This is a genomic window from Vibrio thalassae (assembly GCF_900089835.1).
Taxonomy (GTDB): domain Bacteria; phylum Pseudomonadota; class Gammaproteobacteria; order Enterobacterales; family Vibrionaceae; genus Vibrio; species Vibrio thalassae.
On record NZ_OANU01000017.1, the window covers coordinates 1 to 23,131 of the forward strand.

21 protein-coding genes and 2 pseudogenes are annotated in these 23,131 nt (G+C 43.6%); 12 read left to right on the plus strand and 11 right to left on the minus strand.

The features are described from left to right. The 6 genes from VTH8203_RS25475 to VTH8203_RS07730 form a co-directional block, all read right to left on the minus strand. The coding region (locus tag VTH8203_RS25475) for a transposase (protein WP_158296061.1) at positions 1-136 on the minus strand (136 nt) is incomplete at its 3' end. 31 nt (positions 137-167) lie between these two features. Then, complete coding sequence (gene atpH / locus VTH8203_RS07710; protein ID WP_244181165.1) at positions 168-608, minus strand: ATP synthase F1 subunit delta; 441 nt, start codon at positions 606-608, stop codon at positions 168-170. Between the two features lie 11 nt (positions 609-619). Next, positions 620-1,090 carry a F0F1 ATP synthase subunit B gene (locus VTH8203_RS07715; protein ID WP_096993147.1) on the minus strand — a complete coding sequence of 157 codons (471 nt, stop codon included), beginning with the start codon at positions 1,088-1,090 and terminating at the stop codon, positions 620-622. Positions 1,091-1,126: 36 nt separating this feature from the next. Next, positions 1,127-1,363, minus strand: a complete 237-nt coding sequence (gene atpE, locus VTH8203_RS07720) for a F0F1 ATP synthase subunit C (RefSeq protein WP_096993148.1) — start codon at positions 1,361-1,363, stop codon at positions 1,127-1,129. Between the two features lie 40 nt (positions 1,364-1,403). Further along, positions 1,404-2,174 carry a F0F1 ATP synthase subunit A gene (gene atpB / locus VTH8203_RS07725; protein WP_096993149.1) on the minus strand — a complete coding sequence of 257 codons (771 nt, stop codon included), beginning with the start codon at positions 2,172-2,174 and terminating at the stop codon, positions 1,404-1,406. Beyond that, positions 2,174-2,584 (minus strand): ATP synthase subunit I, encoded by a 411-nt coding sequence (locus VTH8203_RS07730; protein WP_096993150.1) that lies wholly within the window; start codon positions 2,582-2,584, stop codon positions 2,174-2,176. The genes atpB and VTH8203_RS07730 overlap by 1 nt, the downstream gene beginning before the upstream one ends. A 691-nt stretch (positions 2,585-3,275) precedes the next feature. On the opposite strand from VTH8203_RS07730, the gene VTH8203_RS07735 reads away from it, so the two are divergent. Next, positions 3,276-4,652 carry an ATP-binding protein gene (locus VTH8203_RS07735; protein WP_096993151.1) on the plus strand — a complete coding sequence of 459 codons (1,377 nt, stop codon included), beginning with the start codon at positions 3,276-3,278 and terminating at the stop codon, positions 4,650-4,652. Further along, positions 4,652-5,284, plus strand: a complete 633-nt coding sequence (locus tag VTH8203_RS07740) for a response regulator (RefSeq protein WP_096993152.1) — start codon at positions 4,652-4,654, stop codon at positions 5,282-5,284. The genes VTH8203_RS07735 and VTH8203_RS07740 overlap by 1 nt, the downstream gene beginning before the upstream one ends. A 99-nt stretch (positions 5,285-5,383) precedes the next feature. Here VTH8203_RS07740 and VTH8203_RS07745 read toward each other — a convergent pair whose 3' ends face one another. The 3 genes from VTH8203_RS07745 to VTH8203_RS07755 form a co-directional block, all read right to left on the minus strand. Continuing rightward, positions 5,384-5,767, minus strand: coding sequence for a DUF1090 domain-containing protein (locus tag VTH8203_RS07745; protein WP_096993153.1), 384 nt, complete (start codon positions 5,765-5,767; stop codon positions 5,384-5,386). A 211-nt stretch (positions 5,768-5,978) separates the two neighbouring features. Beyond that, positions 5,979-8,996 carry an efflux RND transporter permease subunit gene (locus tag VTH8203_RS07750; protein WP_096993154.1) on the minus strand — a complete coding sequence of 1,006 codons (3,018 nt, stop codon included), beginning with the start codon at positions 8,994-8,996 and terminating at the stop codon, positions 5,979-5,981. Between the two features lie 15 nt (positions 8,997-9,011). After that, positions 9,012-9,797: an efflux RND transporter periplasmic adaptor subunit gene (locus VTH8203_RS07755; protein WP_096993155.1), complete on the minus strand. Its 786-nt coding sequence runs from the start codon at positions 9,795-9,797 to the stop codon at positions 9,012-9,014. Between the two features lie 150 nt (positions 9,798-9,947). Here VTH8203_RS07755 and VTH8203_RS07760 point away from each other — a divergent pair. Both VTH8203_RS07760 and VTH8203_RS07765 read left to right on the plus strand, forming a co-directional pair. Continuing rightward, a pseudogene (locus VTH8203_RS07760) lies at positions 9,948-10,637 on the plus strand (response regulator transcription factor). After that, positions 10,634-11,899, plus strand: coding sequence for a sensor histidine kinase (locus VTH8203_RS07765; protein WP_167385797.1), 1,266 nt, complete (start codon positions 10,634-10,636; stop codon positions 11,897-11,899). The pseudogene VTH8203_RS07760 and the gene VTH8203_RS07765 overlap by 4 nt, the downstream one beginning before the upstream one ends. Positions 11,900-11,956: 57 nt before the next feature. Here VTH8203_RS07765 and VTH8203_RS07770 read toward each other — a convergent pair. Next, positions 11,957-12,597 (minus strand): annotated as a pseudogene (locus VTH8203_RS07770) (LysR family transcriptional regulator). Positions 12,598-12,717: 120 nt separating this feature from the next. Between VTH8203_RS07770 and VTH8203_RS07775 the strand changes: the two are divergent. Both VTH8203_RS07775 and VTH8203_RS07780 read left to right on the plus strand, forming a co-directional pair. After that, positions 12,718-12,981 carry a Rossmann-fold NAD(P)-binding domain-containing protein gene (locus tag VTH8203_RS07775; RefSeq protein WP_208617725.1) on the plus strand — a complete coding sequence of 88 codons (264 nt, stop codon included), beginning with the start codon at positions 12,718-12,720 and terminating at the stop codon, positions 12,979-12,981. A gap of 437 nt (positions 12,982-13,418) precedes the next feature. Continuing rightward, a complete protein-coding gene (locus tag VTH8203_RS07780; RefSeq protein WP_167385798.1) occupies positions 13,419-13,832 on the plus strand; it encodes a VF530 family protein in 414 nt (137 codons plus the stop codon). An 81-nt stretch (positions 13,833-13,913) separates the two neighbouring features. On the opposite strand, the gene VTH8203_RS07785 is transcribed toward VTH8203_RS07780, so the two are convergent. Then, positions 13,914-14,909, minus strand: a complete 996-nt coding sequence (locus VTH8203_RS07785) for an arginine deiminase-related protein (RefSeq protein ID WP_244181166.1) — start codon at positions 14,907-14,909, stop codon at positions 13,914-13,916. Between the two features lie 458 nt (positions 14,910-15,367). On the opposite strand from VTH8203_RS07785, the gene VTH8203_RS07790 reads away from it, so the two are divergent. The 6 genes from VTH8203_RS07790 (at position 15,368) to maiA (ending at position 23,108) form a co-directional block, all read left to right on the plus strand. Further along, positions 15,368-17,224 (plus strand): ABC transporter ATP-binding protein, encoded by a 1,857-nt coding sequence (locus VTH8203_RS07790; protein ID WP_096993157.1) that lies wholly within the window; start codon positions 15,368-15,370, stop codon positions 17,222-17,224. A gap of 191 nt (positions 17,225-17,415) precedes the next feature. Beyond that, a complete protein-coding gene (locus VTH8203_RS07795; protein WP_096993158.1) occupies positions 17,416-18,837 on the plus strand; it encodes an anaerobic C4-dicarboxylate transporter in 1,422 nt (473 codons plus the stop codon). A 388-nt stretch (positions 18,838-19,225) separates the two neighbouring features. After that, complete coding sequence (gene hppD, locus VTH8203_RS07800; RefSeq protein ID WP_096444005.1) at positions 19,226-20,299, plus strand: 4-hydroxyphenylpyruvate dioxygenase; 1,074 nt, start codon at positions 19,226-19,228, stop codon at positions 20,297-20,299. Then, a complete protein-coding gene (locus VTH8203_RS07805; RefSeq protein ID WP_096993170.1) occupies positions 20,292-21,425 on the plus strand; it encodes a homogentisate 1,2-dioxygenase in 1,134 nt (377 codons plus the stop codon). The genes hppD and VTH8203_RS07805 overlap by 8 nt, the downstream gene beginning before the upstream one ends. Before the next feature lies 1 nt (position 21,426). Then, entirely contained in the window at positions 21,427-22,443 is a 1,017-nt protein-coding gene (locus VTH8203_RS07810; protein WP_096993159.1) for a fumarylacetoacetate hydrolase family protein, read from the plus strand. Between the two features lie 2 nt (positions 22,444-22,445). After that, complete coding sequence (gene maiA, locus VTH8203_RS07815; protein ID WP_096993160.1) at positions 22,446-23,108, plus strand: maleylacetoacetate isomerase; 663 nt, start codon at positions 22,446-22,448, stop codon at positions 23,106-23,108. The last annotated feature ends 23 nt before the right edge of the window (positions 23,109-23,131 follow it).

A 23,131-nucleotide genomic window follows, 5' to 3' on the forward strand; every position in this document is an offset into this window, starting at 1 on the left:
CTAAATACTTATTCTTCCAATCGTGCAGAGTAGAGATATGCATACCTTCATTATCTGCAAACTCCCGCAAGGATAAACCACTTTCAACAAACCTGCGAATAGTTGCTTTCTTATGCTCTTCTGAATAACGCTTCACTTAATTAAACTTACCGCTCCCTGTTTTACTTTTATTGAGGATTAAGGGCGACAACTATCCTGACACAGGGGGCTTCGAGCGCGTTCTTAATGTTCGCCAATTGGTCTTGTTCCAATGGCTCAGCGGTGTAAACCAAAACATCCATGGTTTTTTCATATTCCGCTTTCATTTCGAAGAACAGCTCAACAGTGGTTGCCAGTAGTTTGAGTCTTTTGTTTTCAGCCATAACACGTAAGAAGTTTTTCACGTATTGACTAAGCCACTCATCACAAGAGGTCAGTATCATATCGAGCAAGACTTGCTCTGAGCTTTCCTCTTCGAGGTCTTCAATCACCTCGATGACCGCGGGTTGTGACACCACCATTTTTAAAAGCCCTAACGCTTGTCCCCACTCATCAAGCAGTGCCTCATCAAGGGCAAAGTCAAACGCCGCTTTGGCATAAGGTTGAGCAATTGAGGTAAAGTCATTCATCTGATTTACCCCTACATTTCGCTAATCATGTGCTCAACAAGCTCATGGTTACTCTTAGAATCAAGGTTTTTGCGAATCAGTTTGCTGGCACTTTCAATCACTAAATCTGCCATTTCAGATTTCAGCTCCTGACGTACTTTGCTCTTCTCGCTCTCTACCTCAGCTTTACCTTCAGCGATGATTTTCGCTTTCTCTTTTTGCGCTAGCTCCGCCGCTTCTTCCACTAATTGGTTTTGACGTTGTTGTCCTAACTCAATAATGGACTGTGCTTTTTCGCGCGCTTCTGCAACGATGCTTTCACCGTTTGCTCTTGCTAGTTCAAGTTCTTTTGCCGCGGCTGCCGTATTCTTAATACCAGTCGCGATTTCGTCTCGACGCTCGTCAAGCAGTGTTACCAATGGTGGCCACACATATTTCATGCAAAGCCAAACGAAGATAACGAAGGAGATTGCTTGACCCAGCATGGTTGCATTTAGGTTCATAACATCCTCACCAATGTTTACTTATTAAAAAATCAATTAAGCCACTGCGAAGATGATATAGAGACCAATACCAACACCGATCATAGGTACCGCATCCACTAGACCCATCATGATGAAGAATTGAGTACGAAGCATTGAGGTTAAATCTGGTTGACGTGCTACGCCTTCTAGGTATTTACCGGCTAGGTTACCGATACCAGCTGCCGCACCTGCCGCACCAAGACCAATTAGAAGTGCACCTGCTACATATAAAACAGCACTTACAATATCCATAACAACTCCTGTGAAATATTTTTAGTAAATTAAATTTGAATTAGTGATGTTCTTCGACTGCCATGCCCATATAGACAACAGTGAGAACCATAAATATAAACGCTTGTAATCCGACAATTAATATATGGAACAATGCCCACGGAACACTTAATGCCCATTGCATCCACCATGGCATTAATGCGATAAGGATAAATATCATCTCACCGGCATACATATTGCCAAATAGTCGAAGTCCTAGTGATATAGGTTTTGATATTAGGGTGACTAATTCAAGAACCAAGTTCACAGGATAAAGCAATGGATGTGAAAATGGCTGAGTAGTCAGTTCTTTAATAAACCCTTTAATACCTTTGTATTTAAAAGTATAGCCAAGAACTAGAATAAATACTCCTAGTGCCATAGACATAGTGACATTAACGTCTGCAGATGGTAGATCTCTAAAGTGACCAAGTCCTATTGCTCGGGTAAGTGCGGGAACAAAATCGATAGGTAATAAATCGATAGCATTCATTAAGAATACCCAAACAAAGATAGTTAGAGCCAATGGACCTATTAGTTTATCTTGTGCTTGGAAAATTTCTTTTACCAACCCATCGACAAACTCAAACACCAATTCAACGAAACATTGTAATCGGCTAGGAACTCCACTTGTCGCCTTTGAAACCGCATAGCGAAAGCCTACGATAAAGACGATACCCAGTAACCAAACCATCAACATTGAGTCTAGGTTTATGCCCCAAAAACCATCACCCGAAGTCCAGAACGTCAAATGGTGTTCAATATAGTCATGTGCCGATTGAACGTTTTCCATTACGCTTTCCTCTGTAGTTCAATGGTTTGCTGATCTTTAAGCATCGGACTGATAAAGAAACCTAATACCGTAATGCAATATCCGGCTAAAACAGTAACGTTGTTCAGTTCCATAAATCGAAATGTCAAAATGAACATCACTATGGTGTAGATCATCTTGATATTACGACTCAAACGCATCAGATCTTTTAAATTATGCTGCGGCTTATATTTAGCTTTTAACGACGCGAATATCATACCTATAAATGGTGGCACAACTGCAATGACCACCCCGATTGACGCCGATAATATATCTAATCTATCTCCAAATAAGATTTCATAGAGTATAAACATCAAACCGAGCATCAACTGGCCGTATAATATCCGCTTCCCAGCTAGCATTATATCTTCGCTGGGGATACTAGCTTGCATCAGCAATCCTTAATTTAATTTTAAAAACACTGATAAAAATAATTAGCAACTATATTAATTAATGGACAATTAAATTTATCATCGACATAAAGTGTAATTATTTATCTACACAGCTTGCGAGAAGAAAGATACACCCAAAAAAGTCATAATATAAATAAAAATTAGCGAAACTTATCATTTCATTTTTGGAGAAAACATTTATTTGTATTCCATTAATGATCAAGCTACTTTTACGTGGTAAGTCACCAATTACAGACTAATCTATTCACATGGAGGTGAACTATTTAGTTATTTAAACCTTAACCTTTACTATTTTTTATAATCAAATTTATCAACTTATACTATATTTACTTAACTGTATTTCACTCCCTGATCATTTATTCTTCCCCACATTAAAGAATAGTTGATCATGGGGTGATTTTTTATTTCAAATTATTACCAGCGCCTTCTTCCTGCCTCCTTCCAAGAAAATGTAACGTTTTGTCAATAAAGTGCGCTACATTAATAACAACCCAAAGCAAAATTTCATGAAAATAATGCATTAAGCTATTCTATATCAATAGCTTAATGCATTATTTTGCTCGCTTACATTTGTTAAGTTCCAAAAATAGAAAGTAAGATGTCAGTGATAGAGATCACATAGATAAGTGCTATAACACTAATAATGATTATCTTGTAAACAATATTACTCATGGATACTCTCTTTGTTTTCAAAATTTATCTCATCTACGGATTGGCATTTGTCACGCTATTCTTTGCTATATTGCTGCGTGACATGTCGAGTAGTGAAATAAAAATTGCTAGGGTTCTTCCCTACTTAGGCATTTCGGGGTTGGTACTTGGTTTCCATGAATGGAGCGAGCTGTATCTTGCTATCTACCAACAAGAATTCGTCATCACTAAGCCGATGGAAGTGTTACTTCTGTTGAAGTTTGTTATCGCCTACCTTCCTTTGAACCTATTTGCTTGGAAGATGACCGAACTGCTCAACCCCAGCATGACCAAAACCGTCCGTCGTATCTGGTTAGCCTTAACAACACTATTGATCGCAATTTCTGTTTATCAATTTTCAACCCAAGACTTTAACGCCGTTACGATTAGCGCCACTCGCAATGCTCGACTACTATTTGGTTTAATTGCCTGCTTTGTGGCTGGGATTGGCTTTACGCTGTATTCAAAGCAGTTGGAAGAAAAAGAAGTTCCAAACCACTTATACTTCTTGCTCTCTGGTATCGCCTTCTTTATTTACGGATTGGGCAGCGCGCTTGTCTTTGCTCAACATGGCGCTTGGGTCTTGGTGTTCCGCTGCATCGGGGCTGTCATGCTGTTGATAACCCTTTGGCAAGCTCTAAAAATGTTTGATATTGAAAGAAAACAACAAATTGAAGATGCGTTGTCTCTTTCTCTCCAAAACCAGAAGCTAAAAGAGCTTGGAGAACTTTCTTCAGCCATCGCCCATGAAATAAAAACGCCGATTAGCAGCGCTCTGATGAGTTGTGATTTGTTAGAGCAGAATCGCGACAACCAAGACATCGCAGACCGACAAATCGTTCGTATTCGCCGAGGGCTCGAAAGAGCGGCTTGCATAAGTCAAGAAGTGCTTCGTTACTCACATCAGCACAATATTGAACGTGAACGAGTCAATGTTGAGAGCATCGTCAACGCCGCTCTCGATATGCTCCGCTATCGTCTGGCTCAATATGACCTGACCTTAGATATCGATCCTAAGCTTTATGTCAAAGGCGATAAGGCCTTGCTTGAAGAGGTTGTTATCAATCTTGTGTCCAATGCTCTTGATGCCAGTGCCAATCAGCGCAAGTTGGCCATCAGAGTTCAAAAAGATCATGACAAAGTGTCATTGAAAGTACGCGACTGGGGTACAGGAATGTCCCCTAAAACCTTCGAGAAAGCCACACAGCCTTTCTTTACCACCAAACCAAAAGGTAAAGGCACCGGAATGGGCCTTGCCCTCGTTAAACAAATTGCCACACAACATAACGGCTCTATTACATTCTCGAATGTTTGCCCGGGGCTACTTGTTGAGTTCAAACTACCAGGAGTTAAATAATGAAACTGCAACTACTTTTAGCTGAAGATGATACGGACTTGAGAGAAGTATTGGAGGAAGCATTATCACTTGAGGGCTTCGAAGTCACTGCTGTCGATAATGCTGAAGACGCACTGGATCTTGCGAAGGAGAAGACGTTTGATCTTGCTTTATTCGATGTGGTAATGGGTGGAATCACAGGCATTGATGCCCTGACAACTTTACGTCGTTTCCAACCCAATATCGGTGTTATCGTTACTACCGCGTTTGCGACGGTCGATCTTGCGGTTGATGCTATGAAAAAAGGCGCTGACGAGTTCCTCACTAAGCCATTTAACCTTTCCGCCCTTTCCGTGACGTTAAAACGCGTCCATGCCGAACGTTCGCCTAGAGATGTACAAAACGCCGAATCGCGTGATCAAGTCTTCAGCGCACTATCGAATCCAATACGCCGTACCGTAGTGAGACAACTAAAAGTGCATCACAAAATTAAATTTATGGACCTATGCCGTATTGTCGGTATCGAGGATCATACGAAATTCAACTTCCACCTAAGACAACTTGTAAACTGTGGGCTGGTAACTAAGGACAACGGCAAGGTATACACTTTAACTACTTTGGGCCAGCAGGTTTATACCAGCATGCTTCAATAAGTTCGACAAACAGTCATCAGTTCTTGGTAGGCACTTCTATCGCGAGAGTGCCTACTCGATCTTACAGGAGCCATTTGTGTGCTTTCGAATAGAGAATAATCACTCAGATAACTCTGAAATTGCCTCCTGTAATTCCCCTTCAGCATCCGCTAGTTTGCGCTCCTTTTTTTTGATTTTTTTCTGATCACCCTTAGCTTTTGCTTGCTCCAGATCTTGAGCTCTTTCCGCTACCTTTTTCTTCTTGCTCTCCACTTTCTGCATTCGTTCCTCATAGAGCTTTTCATCAGTGCAGTAATTTTGAACATTCTCTATGGCTAATTCGAGGCTTTGGATCTCATGAGTGTTGTTATACTTTTTAGCATATTCCAGCTTGGTTTTGAGTCGCTGCTCTTTGGCCGCACACCCCGTCAACGCTTCTTGGGCAGACACACTGCCACTAACGGCTAAGGTAAGTGCTAGCAAGGTCAATGTCATTTTTCTCATAGTGTACCTCAATAGATTATGTCTCTTAGAATTCGGAAAAAGAAACTAGTGGCATAAAAAAACAAACACCATTTAGCTTAATACTAAGATACTACATGTAAAGATTAATTATCTAAATTGGCATAAATTGGAGCCATGCGCCCAAAATGACGCATGAGTGCATACACATGACGTATTTTTCTATCAATCGCATACTGCTTATAAACACACTCTAAGTATTCATCGGTTCACGTTCACGGACAAAACACAAACTATACAAAATTGGCACAACCAATAAGACAATCGGTAACGAAAACAATAAACCATAGCCTAATGTTAACGACATCGGCCCCATATAAACGTCAGTGCCACCGATACCGTAAGCGAGTGGTAATAAGCCCACTACTGTTGTCAGCGAGGTTAATAATATTGGGCGCAGTCGACTTACGGATGCCTCTATAACCGCATCAACACCACAATTTCCATCAGCTCTTAGTTCGTTGATTCGATTAATGAGAACCAAAGCGTTATTCACAACGACTCCAGTCATTCCGAGTACCCCTATCAGCGCAAATAAAGACAACGCTTGAAAGTGCACAACCAATGCCATCAACGATGCAACAACAGCAAATGGAATCACTGCCATTACTAAGAGTGGTTGTAGTAGCGAATTAAACATGATTGCGAGAACGAAATAGATCGCCACCATAGCGGAAGGAAAAGCAACAATAAATCCACTCATGGTTTCATTAGTTTTTTCCACTTCGCCACCAATATCAATAGTTACTGTAGCAGCGTATTTACCCTGTAGTTCAGTAAGTAACTCGTTCGACAGCGCTACTGAACTTAGGGCATCATCCGTTATCTGTGCCGTTACTGTCACTTCTCGCTGTCCATTGTAATGTTTGATCAGTCTAGGGGAGTCAATTTGCTCTACTCTTGCCAAACGACTCAAAGGGACTTGTTTTCCATCTGAGGTATAGATCTTTGTTGTCGCTAACTTTTCTAGAGATCGGTAGTCTTCATTTAAAATCATACGGATATCGACTTCTCGGGTGCTTAACCACGTGGAAGTGATTTTCTCGCCATCAAACGCAATACGTAGTGTATTGGCAAGGTCCGCTACCGTGAGTCCATATTTCGCTAGCCATGTGTGCTGTGGCACTATTTTTAATTGAGGATCTTTTAAGGCTTCACTGTTAGTCACATTCGCAAGACCAGAGTGCTCGGCTAACCATTTAGATACCAACTCGACCGCTTGTTGACGATCATGCTCCAATCCTCCCAAGACACGTACTTCGATAGGCTCTCCTGGAGGCGGTCCTCCTGCATCAATGGAAAACTTAACAAACACCTGGTCACTGTAACTGGCAACCTTACGATTCAGTTCAGCGACGATCTCATCTGCTGTGCGCTTTCGTTGGCTATAATCACTCAAGTTGATTCGACCTGTACTCACTGGCGATTGATAAGTCATTTCAAAACTGTCGAGTTCGTCTACGGGTAGTGACTTTATTGCCTGCTCGATTCCCGCATGCATTACGCGAACATTTTCTAACGAAGTTCCCGGCTTTACCTCGGTATGTACCTCTACATATTTTGCTGCTTGTGAAGGAAAGATATCTAATTTAAGAGTCATCACAAGACTCGTCCCTGCTAATGCAACAACGATCGCCGCGGTAATAACAGACTTTCTGTAGCGAAGACATTTAGTCAACATCCGCTGATACCAGCTAGCTACCTTAGTGAATTTGTCTGAAGTAGCACGTTTTGATTCTAACGAACCAGAAAGGTGTGCAGGTAAGGTAAAGGTACATTCACTAAGAGAAAACAGCAGTGCGGTAATAACCGTAATTGGGATAACGACAATCACTTTCCCCATAATGCCAGGAATAAACATCATCGGAATGAATACCAAGGCCGTGGTCGTCAAGCTGGCCAAAATAGGCTTAATGACTGCTTTAGTTCCCTCAATTGCTGCTTCAAATCCTTGTTTCCCCGCTTCTTTTTGTTGATAAATGCTTTCGGCAACAATCACTGAATCATCAACAATGATTCCTATAACTAACAACAATGCCGCCAAGGTAATGCTATCGAGATTCAGCCCAAGCATCGGCAACACTATCATGACACCCAATATGCAAAATGGAATTGAAATAGAAACCCAAAAAGCAACTTGTCTTTTGAGTACCATGCTCAAAACTAGTAATACTAAGAGAAGACCAATAGCACCGTTGGTCGACACGATCGTAAAGCGATTGCTCATGTCATCAGCGAGATTCATTCCATATTGGAAAACGAACTGCCCCTGGTACGTAGTTTGTTCTTGCTCTATCAACGCTTTGATACTGGCGACCGTTTTTGTGATATCCGCATTGCCGCTGTTAGAGATATCGAATAACACCGCATCTTGACCATTGATCACTCCTTGTTGCGTCGCTTTCGCAAAGGTATCAATCACTTGCGCAATATCGGAAACTTTCACTATAGTGCCGCTAGGGAGCGCCTTAATAACAATATTTCCAATTTCCTGCGCCGATTGCACTTGAGTCATCGTGATCAGCTTTTGCTCGCTGTTTTTAGCACGTACCATTCCGCCCGATTGTGATAAGTTCGACTGGACAATTGCATTACTGATCTCGGCAAACGTTAATTGATAACGACTCGCCTTTGTTGGATCAATCTCTATCCAAAACTCTCGCTCGCTATACCCAGAGAGTGTGACGGTTTGAACACCTGAGAGTGCGCTTATCGCACGTTCTAAGTGGTACGCATACTCTTGTAACTCTCCATTCCCTTGCGTCTCGCCAACAGCACTGAGGCCGAACGATAGAACAGAAAATGAAGATGTTTGCTTTTGAGTCACTAGTGGCGGGTTAGTGATATCTTTCGGTAAACCACTCACTCTATCGACGGCTTGTTGAATATCGCGCATAACTTGTGTGGAATCGACATCTGGAAGAAACTCCAGTTCTATTGCAGAAAAGCCATCCACAGATTGAGAGGAAAAAAAGTTAATACCTTTTACAGTGCGTAACTCTTTCTCCAATGGATTAGTAACATTGACTTCAACGTCGGAAGCCGTTGCTCCTGGGTAATGGGTCGTCACCTCAGCGGACTCGAAGGCAACATCGGGGTATTCTTGCAGTTTAAGAGTGTATAGTGAAATCACTCCCATCATTAATACCATAATCGTAATAATTCGGGCGAGAAACGGGCGTCGAGCAAAAAAGGAGATTAAAGAAAACATGGTCAAAGTCGCCTCTTATTTCACTGAAGTTGTGATTTGCGAAACATCGGTTGTGGCATACATCGACATACCTGGTATCAGCTTAAAATCGGTGTTTTTTATATCAACTTCAATCGGATAAGCCATGTGCTGAACATCCATTTCCACTCCTATACGAGCAATGGATGACACCACTTTTTGCTCTGGACTTGTCTCTGCCCAAAGTTCTATCGACTGCCCCACCGATAGCAAAGACATATCATGCTCACTAGCTAACAGACGTACCGTCAACGTATCAATATTCACAAGTCGATAAAGCAAATCACCTTGGTTTACCCAAGCACCAACTTGTGTATCACGGCTCACCACAAAGCCTTCAATGTCGGCTCGGATACTTGTCTCCTCGAAGTTTTTCTGAGCAATATCAAGTTCAATTTGTGCCAGCTTAAGTAATGCTTTGGCATTGAGGTAATCAGCTTTGGCGATATCAAGTTCATTAACAGATAAGTTATTATTTTTGAGCAACTCTTTATAACGCTCGTATATGGAACGTTTGAGTTTGAGCTCTGCTTGTGCCAGTTCCAGATTGGCCGTGGTACGTGCTAGTTCAAACTGAAAGTCTTGCTTTTTAACTTCAGCTATAACCGTGTACTGCTGAACCTTATCACCGACCTCTACGCCCATGGTTTCAATCACGCCATTAACTTCCGCAACCACATTTACCGATGACAAACTGACCGTTTGCCCAATTAGTTCTATGGCTTGCCCCCAAGGCGCCACCAGACTTAAAGCCAAACAAACTAATGATTTTGGTGTTTTCATATCTCACACTCCCTTAGTAAATAAGAGCAGTGTGCAGGAGTCGATGTCGAGGTTTTGTCAAAGCTGTTTTACCACTTGGCAATCGCGTTTCGACAAAAAATCGACACAAATTTGCTATCATCAATTCACGCTATTGAATTGGAAACATGTATGAGTGTGTTATCTGGCAGCCAGATCCTAGTCGTCGAAGACAATGAAGAACTACAAGGCATATTGGCGGACTTTTTTGACGTCAAAAAAGCGGAAGCGGACTTTGCAAGCAATGGTGATTTAGGCCTATCGCTTGCTCTATCTCATGCTTTCGATGCCATTATTCTAGATGTAATGATGCCAAAAAAAGATGGAATGCAGGTAGCACGAGAACTGCGCCTTAAAGGTTGCACGACACCTATTCTTATGCTGACAGCACTAAATGGAAAATCTGACTTATTGACCGGTTTCGATTCTGGAGTTGACGATTTTCTCACCAAGCCGTTCCAGTTTCCTGAACTCGAAGCCAGACTTAGCGCACTAATTTAGCGCTATCGTGGTCAAGTTGCCAAAAGCACACTGAGATATGGCGATATTGTTATTGATGAAAAAAGCCATCAAGTGACACAACAAGGCGTAAATATAGAGTTAAGCCCCGCGACTTATCAAATCCTACTCGCCCTAGTAAAAGCTCAAGGTGAAGTGGTAGCAAGAGAGTCATTAATTAAGACTCTTTGGGGGGAAAATGTGCCCGATAAAGACGTATTACGAAGTCATATCTATTTACTGAGAAATGTCATAGATAAGCCGTTCGATGTTCCATGCCTAATGACGGTACCTAAATTTGGCTTCAAACTGGTAATTCAATGATGAAAAGGTCAAAGTCACAACCTAGTTATTACTCCATAAAACACGTCAAAGCTCGCTTGTTACAAACCTTCTCTCTTATCGCTTTGGTCACTTCTTTTTTGGTTTTCTTTGCTTTTTCGCTTCACTTGGCCTTAGAAGAAGACGACCAGATCGAACATCACTTAGTGTCATTTGAAGAAATAGCCCAATCCTACTATCAACTTCGCCAAGTAAATCAGGCTCAGCTCAGTAAAAGCGTTACCGCGTATTTTGATGCTAATATGCTACCGAAAAGAATCGCACAACAAGGGCCTTTACCATTAGGAAAAGTAACGAAATACAATACCTTCCTCGAAGATGGCTTCTTGGTCTATCACACCAAGTTTCAGTTTAACGAGCAAACTATCCCGCTTTACCTCACCATTGATTCGAGAGCGATGGACTTTGGAGATGGCTCTTGGGACACATTGATGCTCATTTCAATGCTACTGATGGTCTTTCTGATTTTTGTCTTGCGGTTATCGCTGAAAAGGGTCTTCGACACATTAATGTCGCCAATCTCATCCCTCACCCACCAACTCGCAAGTAACCAAGACGGAGCATTCTCTATCACAGAGCATTCAATTATAGAGCTGCAAACACTCACCGAGCATCTTAATAGTTACACGCAAATGAAAGAGCGTGTCGCCAGACAAGAGCTTATGTTTGCCAAGTATGCGAGCCACGAGTTGAAAACGCCCATTGCCGTGGTATTGGGTGCAGCCAACTTACAGGCAATGAAACAAGATGAGGCTTTTCAAACCAAGCAGCGTGAACTCATAATCAAAGCGGCGAACGGCATGCAACAGACCGTGGAACTGCTACTAAACATCGTCAAACAAGAAAATTCGAGTCCCGATAGTTTATCGACTAAAGTCACTGAACAAGATTTGGAGCTAGCCAAATACCATTCAAGTGCTCCAAAAGACACAAAGGTAACGGTGCAAATCGAAGAAGGGACAACGGTTAACCTACCATTGATAGCCGTGAGAATGATAGTCGGAAATTTGCTAGACAATGCCACACGTTTTACAGCCAAAGGGGAGATTTCCGTCCGTATCTCATCTCAGGAAATTTGCATTACTGATAACGGCAGTGGACTGAACAATAATAACGATATTGAGCATGGGCTGGGGCTGCTGATTGTTCATCGGATCGCAGAAAGCTATGGCTGGCAATTTACACTTTCGAACAATACTAACGGTAATGGATGCTGCGCGAGACTCATACGGATTGATAGCTAGACGCAAACGATAGGAACCAAGTCGTTCCTATCGTTACACTATCATCACCCGTAATCCTCAGTTGTCGCTAGATTGCTTGACTAGATCTGGGAACTGTTCGAACAAAAAATCTAAGAACAAGCGAATGCGTTTGGGTTGGTATTTTTTACTCAAATAGACCACATTCAAATCCGCACTTGATAGCGTTGTCGAAGTATTGAAGTTTTTCATATAGCCGTTAAGTACTATTACCAAACGACGATGGTTAATGTCTGCCTGAACATCCAATAGTGACTTAAGAACAATACCCGATTCGTTAACGTTCGACAGGTGGTCATTGAGGTAGAGATAAGGAATGACGTCAGGATAGCGTTCTGAAAACTCACTGAGAACGGGTATAATGTATTGTTTGCCAAGGTCTTTTGGCGCAGACACTCTCTGCGCGCCTTCTACCTCTTTAACGCCAGTTTGGATAATATTTTCCACTTTATTGACGTTATCCAATATATCCAAGCAAGCTTTGTAGTAGAGTTCTCCTAGTCAGTTAACGATACGTCTCGAGTGCTTCGATTAAGCAGTTTAACACCATAACGCTCCTCCAAAGCCTGAAGCCTAGCCGTCATTGAGGCTGGCGACAATCCAAGGTCTCTGCCCGCAGCCGCTAGCCCCTGGTGCTTAATAATGCTCGCGAACATCTCCATATCTGAAAACTTATCCATAGGCGCTCCATTATTTACCCAATCTGAATAATGATTTCGTATTTTGTCCAATTATAAAACTAAGTCGAATAAATATAATGGGCGTTATCAAATGAAGTCATCGAATTGAGATAAACAATAATGAACCGCGAAAAAACAATTTACGTCATTTTAGGTGGCGCATCAGGTATTGAAGGAGCTATCGCTCAGCTCGTTAATCACGAAGAGAAGATCGCCCATGTGGCTAGTCGCTCAAATGATCTAGATATCAGCAACGAGAAAGAGATGCACTGCTACTTCGAATCCATCGGTACTTTCGACCATCTTATTGTCACTGCAGGATCAGCGGCGCCTGCAGGCAAAGTAAAACAGGTGACCTTAGAGCACCTGTTTTTCATCAACTAAAGAATTTTACGAATAAAGTGCTTTCCTCGAAAAGGAAAAAACCAGAAACCGCCCTCCATTTAATTAGAGCTCTAACAATTTATTTCGGACAAAATGCTGTCACACGCACAAAAAAGATTCAAATAGCTCGATTTTTTATATGTGAAATTAGGAGGCTACTTAAAATAATCCCCAAAAAAATAGACTCTAATCATTAGAATACAAACAAATTGACATTGAACGCGCTTTATCACGCCAACCTTCATTAGTGAGAGCGGCGAATGACAGCATTAGCGTGCACCTGATAAATAGCACTATTGATTAGCTTAGGTATTGGCATAATACTCTGCTAGAATCGCCCGCCATAGCGCTACCTTGTACTAATATTTCTAGTGTCTACCCCGCGTAGCCAACTAGGTTGTATCACGGTGCCATCTACCTGATAAATAGGAATGACCATGATGACAGATGAAGAAAGAATCGAACTCCAACAAAATAACCCGTTACATGGCCTTAAGTTAGAAACAATGCTAAACGAGCTAGTCGACTTTTATGGCTGGGACATTCTTGATACAGCGATGCGTTTTAACTGCTTCCATACGAAACCAACGATTGCAAGCAGTGTAAAATACCTCAAAAAGACTGAGTGGGCTCGCGAAAAATTAGAGAATTTCTATATGTATCGTTTTAAGCGCATGCCTCTTGCCTCTGCAGAAGAATACGATCTACCGCCTCGTGCACGCACGTTTCCTCATGGATTAGAACCTAAAGAACCAATGCCACTGACTGTTGATTCCATTTTGAAGTCTCAAGCAAAGGCGGCTTCAGCGTTCAAAAGCCGCGCATCGCGCGGACGTCATTCTCGCGGATAAGCTCAGACAGCGTTGAAACGATAACAGCCGCTGCTTTTTGAGCATGCGGCTGATGTCTTTTGAGTTGCCGTGGTAAACCTCTTACAGCGATTGTACTCGTGCCGGTAAGAACACCTCTCCCAACATGCATCTCACGCTACCTCCACCAATGTTTTCAATGGTAGAAACATCAAAGGGAAGCAACTTGCCATGAGTAGACAGTTGCTGCTTTTGTGCCGGGGTGAATGCGTCGAACGCGGATTGTGACATGGCGATCACCTTGTCACCATTGACTGTTTCAAGCTGCAGGATATTGCCGCAAAACTGATTAACCTGCTCAAGGGTAATATCAATGACTTGTTTTGTATTCGCCAACGACTTGACCACAAATCGTCGTTCGTACTCGGGAATCACCTCGGAACAAATCACTGCGAAATGCTCACCAATCGCCATCATGACATTAGTGTGGTAAATAGGCTGCCCAGATGGTAGCGCCGTTTGAAATGACACGACTCGATGATAGCCAATACGTCTTGCATAATCTTCAAGAGCTTCACGCTCGCATCGTTGAGAAAGCGCCGCATAAATCGTTTTGTTGACGTGATCTTTAACCATCACTCCCGTGCTTTCAAGAAAAGCCCCTTGATCCAAATATTTGGTCAAGGAATCCACCGCGACCACTTTCCTTCCTGCGGCGGTTAGGCTATCAATCAATGCTTGAGGTCTCACCTCTTGCTGGCGGTTGTTACAAGCCATTGGAAAAGTATAAAATGCGCCTTCATGAGTGGTACTAAACCAATTGTTGGGAAAGACCGCGTCTGGTGTTTCACTCGCGTCTAATGGGTAGTCAAACTCAACGACTTGAATGCCCGCCCGGCGCAACCCTGCCACCATTGCTTTAAATTCTGTCATTGCATTGTGTTTCACCGACTTGGCATCCAGGGTAACTTGGTGTTGAAATTCGTTATCTGCAGCCGTCTGTGCATTAAAACCAAACTCTTTCGGTGGCACCATTACCACACAATTGGCATTTTGAACCGATTGACCAAAACGCGCCGATTCTGTTGATTCGATACTCGCTATCATTCCGTGACTCATAAGGGCCCCACTTCACTACTTTTTGTGCAACAATTCTTAGATTGTAAATAATGTGTTAAATATTAATTTACTGAATGCCATGTTTTTTTGTTTCCCCCGCACCATTAATTACTGATATTTTCCAGTAATACAGTAATAATTACTGCTTAGTTTCGAAGAAACCTGTTTTCATCAGCGGAATAAGGGAACGATAAGGTGAGAGTTACAGCCAATATTCTGCTGTTAAATTGCTACAATTGTTGAGCAGTTTGGTTAAAGGTTATACACTGTTTCATATCTGAATTTTCAGGTTTCTTTCTGTTGTTCTAACCCGCGAAATGGACCTTTCGCTATGTAAAATTACATTATTAATTTGTTCTTATTATTACTCTTATCCTCGGATTGGAGGATTTTTTATCTCTTCTCGAAAGCCATAAAATAACTTCAAAAGTTGGGTTTTCTAACGATTTAGGTGAATCATGTTTAAACGCTTTGAAAATTTCACAGAAGCTTTTCCAAAGCAAGAACCCGAGCAATCACCAGAGGGCATTTTTGCGTTTTGTCGGCACTACACGCGTGGTTTCGAAAAACCATTACTGATTATGGCACTGCTAAGTACTACGGTTGCCATCATTGAGGTTGCACTGTTTGGGTTTATGGGCGAACTCGTCGACTGGTTGACTTCAAGTAATCCTGAAACCTTTATGGATGAAAATGGTTCAACACTAATGTGGTTGGGTCTGGTGGTACTGTTTGTAATGCCCGCTTTAATCTTGGTGTACTCATTAATTACTCACCAGACCTTGCTGGGTAACTACCCGATGTCGATTCGCTGGCAAGCACATCGTTATTTGCTTAAGCAAAGCTTGTCATTTTATCAGGATGACTTTGCAGGACGGGTTGCGACGAAAGTCATGCAAACCGCACTTGCAGTGCGTGAGACAGTAATGAAAACAGCCGACGTCTTTATTTACGTGTCCGTTTACTTTACTTCCATGCTGGTCATTTTGGCTCAAGCCGACCTGCGTCTAATGTTACCAATGCTGTTTTGGCTTTTGGCGTACATTGGTATTCAGATTTACTTTGTACCAAGACTCAAAAAAGTGGCATCAGAACAGGCCGATGCGCGTTCTTTGATGACAGGACGCATTGTCGACAGTTACACCAATATTTCTACGGTCAAACTGTTTTCTCACAGTCGTCGTGAAACAGAATACGCCGAAGAGGGTATGGAAGGCTTCTTAGATACGGTCCATCGTCAGATGCGCCTAGTCACAGGATTTGATGTTTCGGTTCAATTAGCCAACTATATTCTGCTGTTCTCTATCGCAGCTATTTCCATTTCTTTATGGATGGACAGTGCCATTACCGTGGGCTCTATTGCTATCGCCATCAGTTTAGCGTTGCGTATTAATGGTATGTCGATGTGGATCATGTGGGAAGTCGGCGCACTGTTTGAAAACATGGGCACGGTGGTTGATGGTATTAAAACCTTATCAAAACCTATCGCGATTCAAGACGAACCCAACGCAAAACCTATTAAGGTTGAGCAAGGCGGTATTGAGTTTGATGATGTCAGTTTCCACTATGGTGAGAACAAAGGTGTGATTAGTCATTTAAACCTAAATATCAAGCCGGGCGAGAAAGTTGGCTTAGTCGGTCGTTCTGGCGCAGGTAAATCCACCTTAGTCAACTTGCTACTGCGCTTCCATGATGTTGAAGGTGGCAGTATTCGTATTGACGGACAACCCATTGATAAAGTGACTCAGGATTCGTTGCGCAGTAAGATCGGCATGGTAACGCAAGATACCTCGCTGTTACACCGCTCAATTCGAGACAACATTTTATATGGTAAGCCTGATGCCAGCGAAGAGGAGCTGCTAGCGGCGACGCGACAAGCGCACGCTCATGAGTTCATTGATACCTTGACCGACCCGTTTGGTAATGTAGGTTACGATGCTCAAGTAGGTGAGCGAGGCGTGAAATTGTCTGGAGGACAAAGACAGCGTATTGCTATTTCACGTGTATTGCTAAAAAACGCACCGATTCTGATTCTGGACGAAGCTACATCGGCACTCGATTCTGAAGTAGAAGCAGCCATTCAGGAAAGTCTTAACGAGTTGATGGAAGGCAAAACGGTGATCGCCATTGCCCACCGACTGTCCACGATTGCCGCGATGGATCGTTTGATTGTGCTGGATAAAGGTGAAGTCATTGAAGAAGGCTCTCACCAGGAACTCATCAGCCATGGTGGTATTTACGCGCAGTTATGGGCTCACCAAACTGGTGGGTTTATCGGGGCCGACGAAGACGACGATCAAGACATCGTTGCCTAACGGCATCATTCTGTCTAAAGGAGCTCATTCGAGCTCCTTTTTTCTTCCGTATGAACAAACTCGCAACAATGTGACCCACTAGCGAAATTTACACTCTTGTTGGATTATGCAAGCTTTTTCCTACCCAGATCAGTACTTGGTCTTTCATTGATGCGCATTATAACTCTATCGTTATAAAGAGAGGAGTTGTTATGTTTTATGTTCATATGCTACTACTTTTGGCAGTGATATTTGTTGGTATACGTTATGGAGGCATTGCCTTTGGTTTGCTAGGCGGACTTGGGGTCTCTATTCTAAGCTTCTTCTTTGGTATCGCACCGGGACAACCGCCCATCGGTGTTATGCTGATTATCCTCGCTGTGGTTGCCGCTTCCGCTACATTGGAAGCCACAGGTGGCCTTAAACTCTTAGTAAAGTACGCTGAAATTTTACTACGAAAGCACCCATCTAAAGTGGTTTTCCTCGGTCCACTTTGTACCTACTCGCTCACTGTATTAGTCGGCACTGGTCACTCGGTTTACCCTCTACTTCCCGTTATTTATGACGTAAGTATTAAGCGTGGAATTCGCCCAGAACGACCAATGGCCATCTCTACGATTGCCTCACAGATGGGAATTACTGCAAGTCCTATTGCCGCCGCCGCCGCTGTGGTTATGGCAACCGCGGCCACCAACAATTTAGACATTACATTGGGTCAAGTTCTACTCGTCACTATTCCAGCGACGCTTACCGGTGTTCTTATCGCGGCAACGTGGAGTCTTAAGCGTGGTAAAGATCTTAACGACGACCCTGAGTTTTTAGAACGCTGTAAAGATCCAAAGTTTAAAGCGCAATTGATTGATACCAGTGAAGCAAGTAGCGGCGCGGCTGGACAACAAGAAGATAAAAAAGCCAAACGTGGATTGACCGTCTTTTTGCTGGGTATTCTGACCGTTATCTGCGTTGCGATGTTTGGTAAGGACCTAGGACTGCTACCTGACGGAGTGAGTACGTCAACAGCACTGCAATTTTTGATGTTGTCGGTGGGTGCCATTATCTTGCTGACGACCAATGTTGATCCGAAAAAAATCGTCAATACCAACGTGTTCATTGCTGGTATGAGCGCCGTCATTATTATCTTTGGTATTGCATGGATGAGTGACACCATTATTGCTCACAACAAACCATACATCATTAGCTTGGTTGAAGATGTCGTTCAAACACACCCTTGGACATTTGCCATCGCCATGTATGCTTCGTCAGTGTTCCTTAAGAGTCAAGCTGCCGTATTAACCATTATGTTGCCGCTAGGGTTTGCCTTGGGGATTCCCGCTGAGGTACTCATTGGTGTTCTGCCAGCCTGCTACGCATACTACTTCTTCCCATTCTATCCATCAGACTTAGCCGCGATCACTTTTGACCGCTCTGGAACAACAAAAATCGGTAAGTACATCCTAAACCACAGCTTCTTGATTCCTGGTTTCATCGGCGTATTCGTGGCCACTTGTATTGGTTATGCACTATCAACGGGTGTATTGCCAATTTGGTTATGGGCTCTCGCTGTCGGGGGACTGGCCTTTGCTGTTAATGGCTATATGAACCGCTTGAGTAGTGAAACTCTTAAGCTGGCTTAATAACGCCCCCACTCACCAAAAACGGAGCTACTTAGCTCCGTTTTATTGAGTATTGAAGCAAACGCCAGTGTGCGTAAAGCGTGCTGTACTGTTTTTAGCCGAAATTTACACTCTGTAGCACATTGTGAACCCTCTCACAGGCCACCGAATCCACTCTTATTTTTCAATTAGTTAATTTTACGCCCAGCGTTCACCTCAACCATAAAAACCTCTTTGTAGCAAAAATGTTACAAAAACAAACCTCACCGCCCTTTTCCACTAAATCGTTGAACCAGTTTCTTTTTCTTCACTAATTAGCCAAATTTTATATAGGAACCGCGCTATACCAATAGAAAGCTCCTCACCACAAAAGGAGCGCAATGACTATCAAAAGGAAAAGGAAACTGACATGAGCATCAATTTTAACCCTCTCGGCACCGACGGCTTTGAGTTTGTGGAATACACCGCAGCAGACGACAACGGCATCAACGATCTCAAACGTCTTTTCGACTCCTTAGGGTTCGCTGAAATTGCTAAACATCGCTCGAAAGAAGCATGGCTATATCGCCAAGGTGACGTTAACTTTATCGTCAATGCTCAGCCTCACAGCCAAGCAGAGGCATTCGCCCGAGTGCACGGCCCTTCTGTATGTGGTATGGCATTTCGAGTAGAGGATGCAGGTAAAGCCATGGCTCACGCTTTGGAAAATGGTGGTCAACAATATGTGACCGAAATTGGTCCAATGGAACTCAGTATTCCCGCCATCTATGGCATCGGCGAGAGCTTGCTGTATTTTGTCGACCGTTATGGCAGCAGCAGTATTTACGATGTTGATTTCAAATTCTATCCCGACGCCGACAAGCGATTAGCTGAACAAGACGTGGGTTTATACGAACTTGACCACCTGACCCATAATGTTAAGCAAGGACACATGGATGTGTGGTCAGGATTCTACGAGCGTATTGGCAACTTCAGAGAAATTCGTTACTTCGACATTGAAGGTAAACTGACGGGGCTGGTTAGCCGAGCTATGACCGCGCCTTGCGGAAAAATCCGAATTCCAATTAATGAGTCCTCTGACGATAAATCACAAATTGAAGAGTTTATTCGTGAGTACAACGGTGAAGGGATTCAGCACATCGCTCTGACAACCGATGATATCTACCAAACAGTACAAACGCTTCGCGAGCGTGGGATGGACTTTATGCCAACACCTGATACCTATTACGAGAAGGTTAACGACCGTGTGGTAGGCCACGGCGAAGATGTTGACCGCCTCCAAGACTTGAGAATCCTCATCGATGGCGCTCCAATGAAAGATGGCATCTTGTTGCAGATCTTTACGCAAACCGTTATTGGCCCAGTGTTCTTTGAAATCATTCAGCGCAAAGGCAATGAAGGGTTTGGCGAGGGTAACTTTAAAGCGCTGTTTGAGTCCATTGAAGAAGACCAAATTCGTCGTGGGGTACTTAATGATGCGTAAATGGCCAACGTTCCCTCACAGAGAGGGAACTTACTCCAAACAGGCGCACGCCGATTTTCCTGAAGAAGCCATCTACGAGCGGGAGGCGGGTCGAGAGGGTTTCTTTGGTCCTGCCACCCACTTCCATCACCAACATGCTCCTACTGGCTGGACAGAGTGGGAAGGCGAGCTCAAGCCGCGTGCTTTTAACCTCAACAATATAGAGGGTGCGCAGCAAACATCACCATGGTCGATACCCATCGTACTGGAAAATAACGAATGTAAAATTCGAGTCTGGCGGCTGCAAGACACCATGTCCCACCTCGTTCGTAATGCTGATGGGGATGAGCTGTTGTTTATTCATCAAGGCAGCGCTGATCTATATTGCGACTATGGTCATCTAGAGGTCTCTGACGGGGATTACGTCCTGATTCCCCGCTCCACTAATTGGCGCTTAGAACCGCATAGTCCGATGTTCTTATTGATGATCGAAAACACAGGGTCGGCTTATGCGTTGCCTGACAAGGGCATCGTCGGTCAACACGCGGTGTTCGATCCTGCGGTTCTTGAGCCACCAGCCATTAACGACAAGTTCAAAGCTCAATACAGCGAAAATCAAACTCAAGTACAGTTGAAACGTGGTGGAAAAGTGAATGTCATCACCTATCCGTTCAACCCTCTGGATGCAATAGGCTGGCACGGTGATTTGTCAGTGCTGAAACTCAACTGGCGTGATATTAGACCTTTGATGTCGCACCGTTATCACCTTCCTCCTTCAGCACACACCACCTTTGTTGGAAACGGCTTTGTGGTCTGTACTTTTGTCCCTAGACCGATTGAAACCGACCCCGGTGCGCTGAAAGTACCGTTTTATCACAACAACGATGATTACGACGAAGTGCTGTTCTATCACGCGGGCGATTTCTTTAGCCGTGACAATATTGAAGCGGGGATGATGACGTTCCACCCAGCAGGCTTTACTCATGGACCACACCCGAAAGCTTTCCAAGCCGGAAGAGAAGCCAAGAAAACCTTTACTGATGAAGTGGCAGTGATGATCGATACCCGTAACGCACTGCATCATAGTCCAGAAGCGGCAAACGTTGAAAATAACCAGTACGTCTATAGCTGGAAAACAGGAAAATAATATGAAGTTAGCCACATTAAAAGACACCTCTCGTGACGGCCAACTCGTGGTCGTGAGCCGTGACTTATCACAATGTATTACGGTGCCTGATATCGCGAATACATTGCAATTCGCACTCGACAACTGGCAACAGACCAAACCTCTATTGGAAGAGGTGTACTTGGGACTCAACCAAGGGATCTTGCTCCAAGCGATGCCATTTCACCAAAACCAGTGCGAATCACCATTGCCAAGGGCCTATCAATGGGCGGATGGGTCAGCCTATGTCAATCATGTCGAACTTGTTCGTAAAGCCCGCGGAGCAGAAATACCAGACAGCTTTTGGACTGATCCGTTAATGTACCAAGGTGGTTCAGACACTTTTCTCGCCCCGAGAGATCCTATCGTCATGGAAAGCGAACAATGGGGCATAGACTTTGAAGGCGAAGTTGCGGTTGTGACCGGCGATGTCCCTATGGGTTGCTCGACTGCACAAGCCTCTGACGCAATTCAATTGCTGATGCTGGTCAATGATGTTTCGCTTCGCGGCCTTATCCCACAAGAGCTCGCTAAAGGGTTTGGTTTCTTTCAATCGAAACCATCCTCGGCGTTCTCTCCCGTTGCAGTCACGCCGGATGAATTATCAGAGGCGTGGCAAGACAACAAAGTGCATTTACCGCTTGTTTCTGTCTACAACCGTGAACCTTTCGGTCACCCTAATGCTGGGATCGACATGACATTCGACTTTGCCCAACTGGTTGCTCATGCCGCTAAGACTCGTCCTTTGTCAGCTGGCACTATCGTTGGCTCTGGCACGGTTTCTAATAAGCAAGGGACAGAATATGGCACCTCTATCGAAGAAGGCGGCGTCGGCTATTCATGCATTGCAGAGCGGCGCATGATAGAGACCATAAGAGATGGTAAACCAAGCACATCGTTTATGCATTTTGGTGACACGATTAAGTTGGAAATGCTCGATAAAAACGGCCACTCCATCTTCGGTTCCATTGAACAGGTGGTGGAAGCATACAAGGATTAACCATGACTCAATTTGTTCTGTATGAGTATTGGCGCTCGTCCGCCTCTTATCGGGTACGAATTGCTTTAAACCTGAAGCAGTTACCTTACCTATCCATGCCTATTCATCTGCTTAAAGATGGCGGAGAGCAACATCACGCCATGTATGCAGAGCTCAATGCCAACGAGTTAGTCCCGACGCTGGTCGATAATGATTTTGACGGTGAAAAACTGGTACTGAATCAGTCTCTCACCATCATAGATTACTTAGATGAGCACTTTCCTCATCCGCGACTAACGCCCGTGTCAGGCCGCGAACGTTACCTCGTGACCGCATTGGCTCAAGACATCGCTATCGATTTACATCCCATCAATAATCTACGCGTTATCCAAAAGCTCAGTAGAGACTTTGACTTTGATGAGACCAGTAAAGCCAAATGGATGCAGCACTGGATTGAACTTGGATTTCATGCGCTAGAGAAAAAGCTCAGCGATGTGCACGGAAAGTATTGCGTCGGTGATAGCATCAGCTTAGTGGATGTTTGTCTAGTCCCTCAGGTCTACAACGCGGAGCGGTTTGGTGTCGACCTGAGCCCGTTTCCAACCATTGCATCAATTTGTTCGACACTTCGTGAACATCCTGCTTTTGTTGCCGCAGAACCAGAAAGGCAACCCGATGCCAGTTAATGAACAAGACCAGTATCAAAATG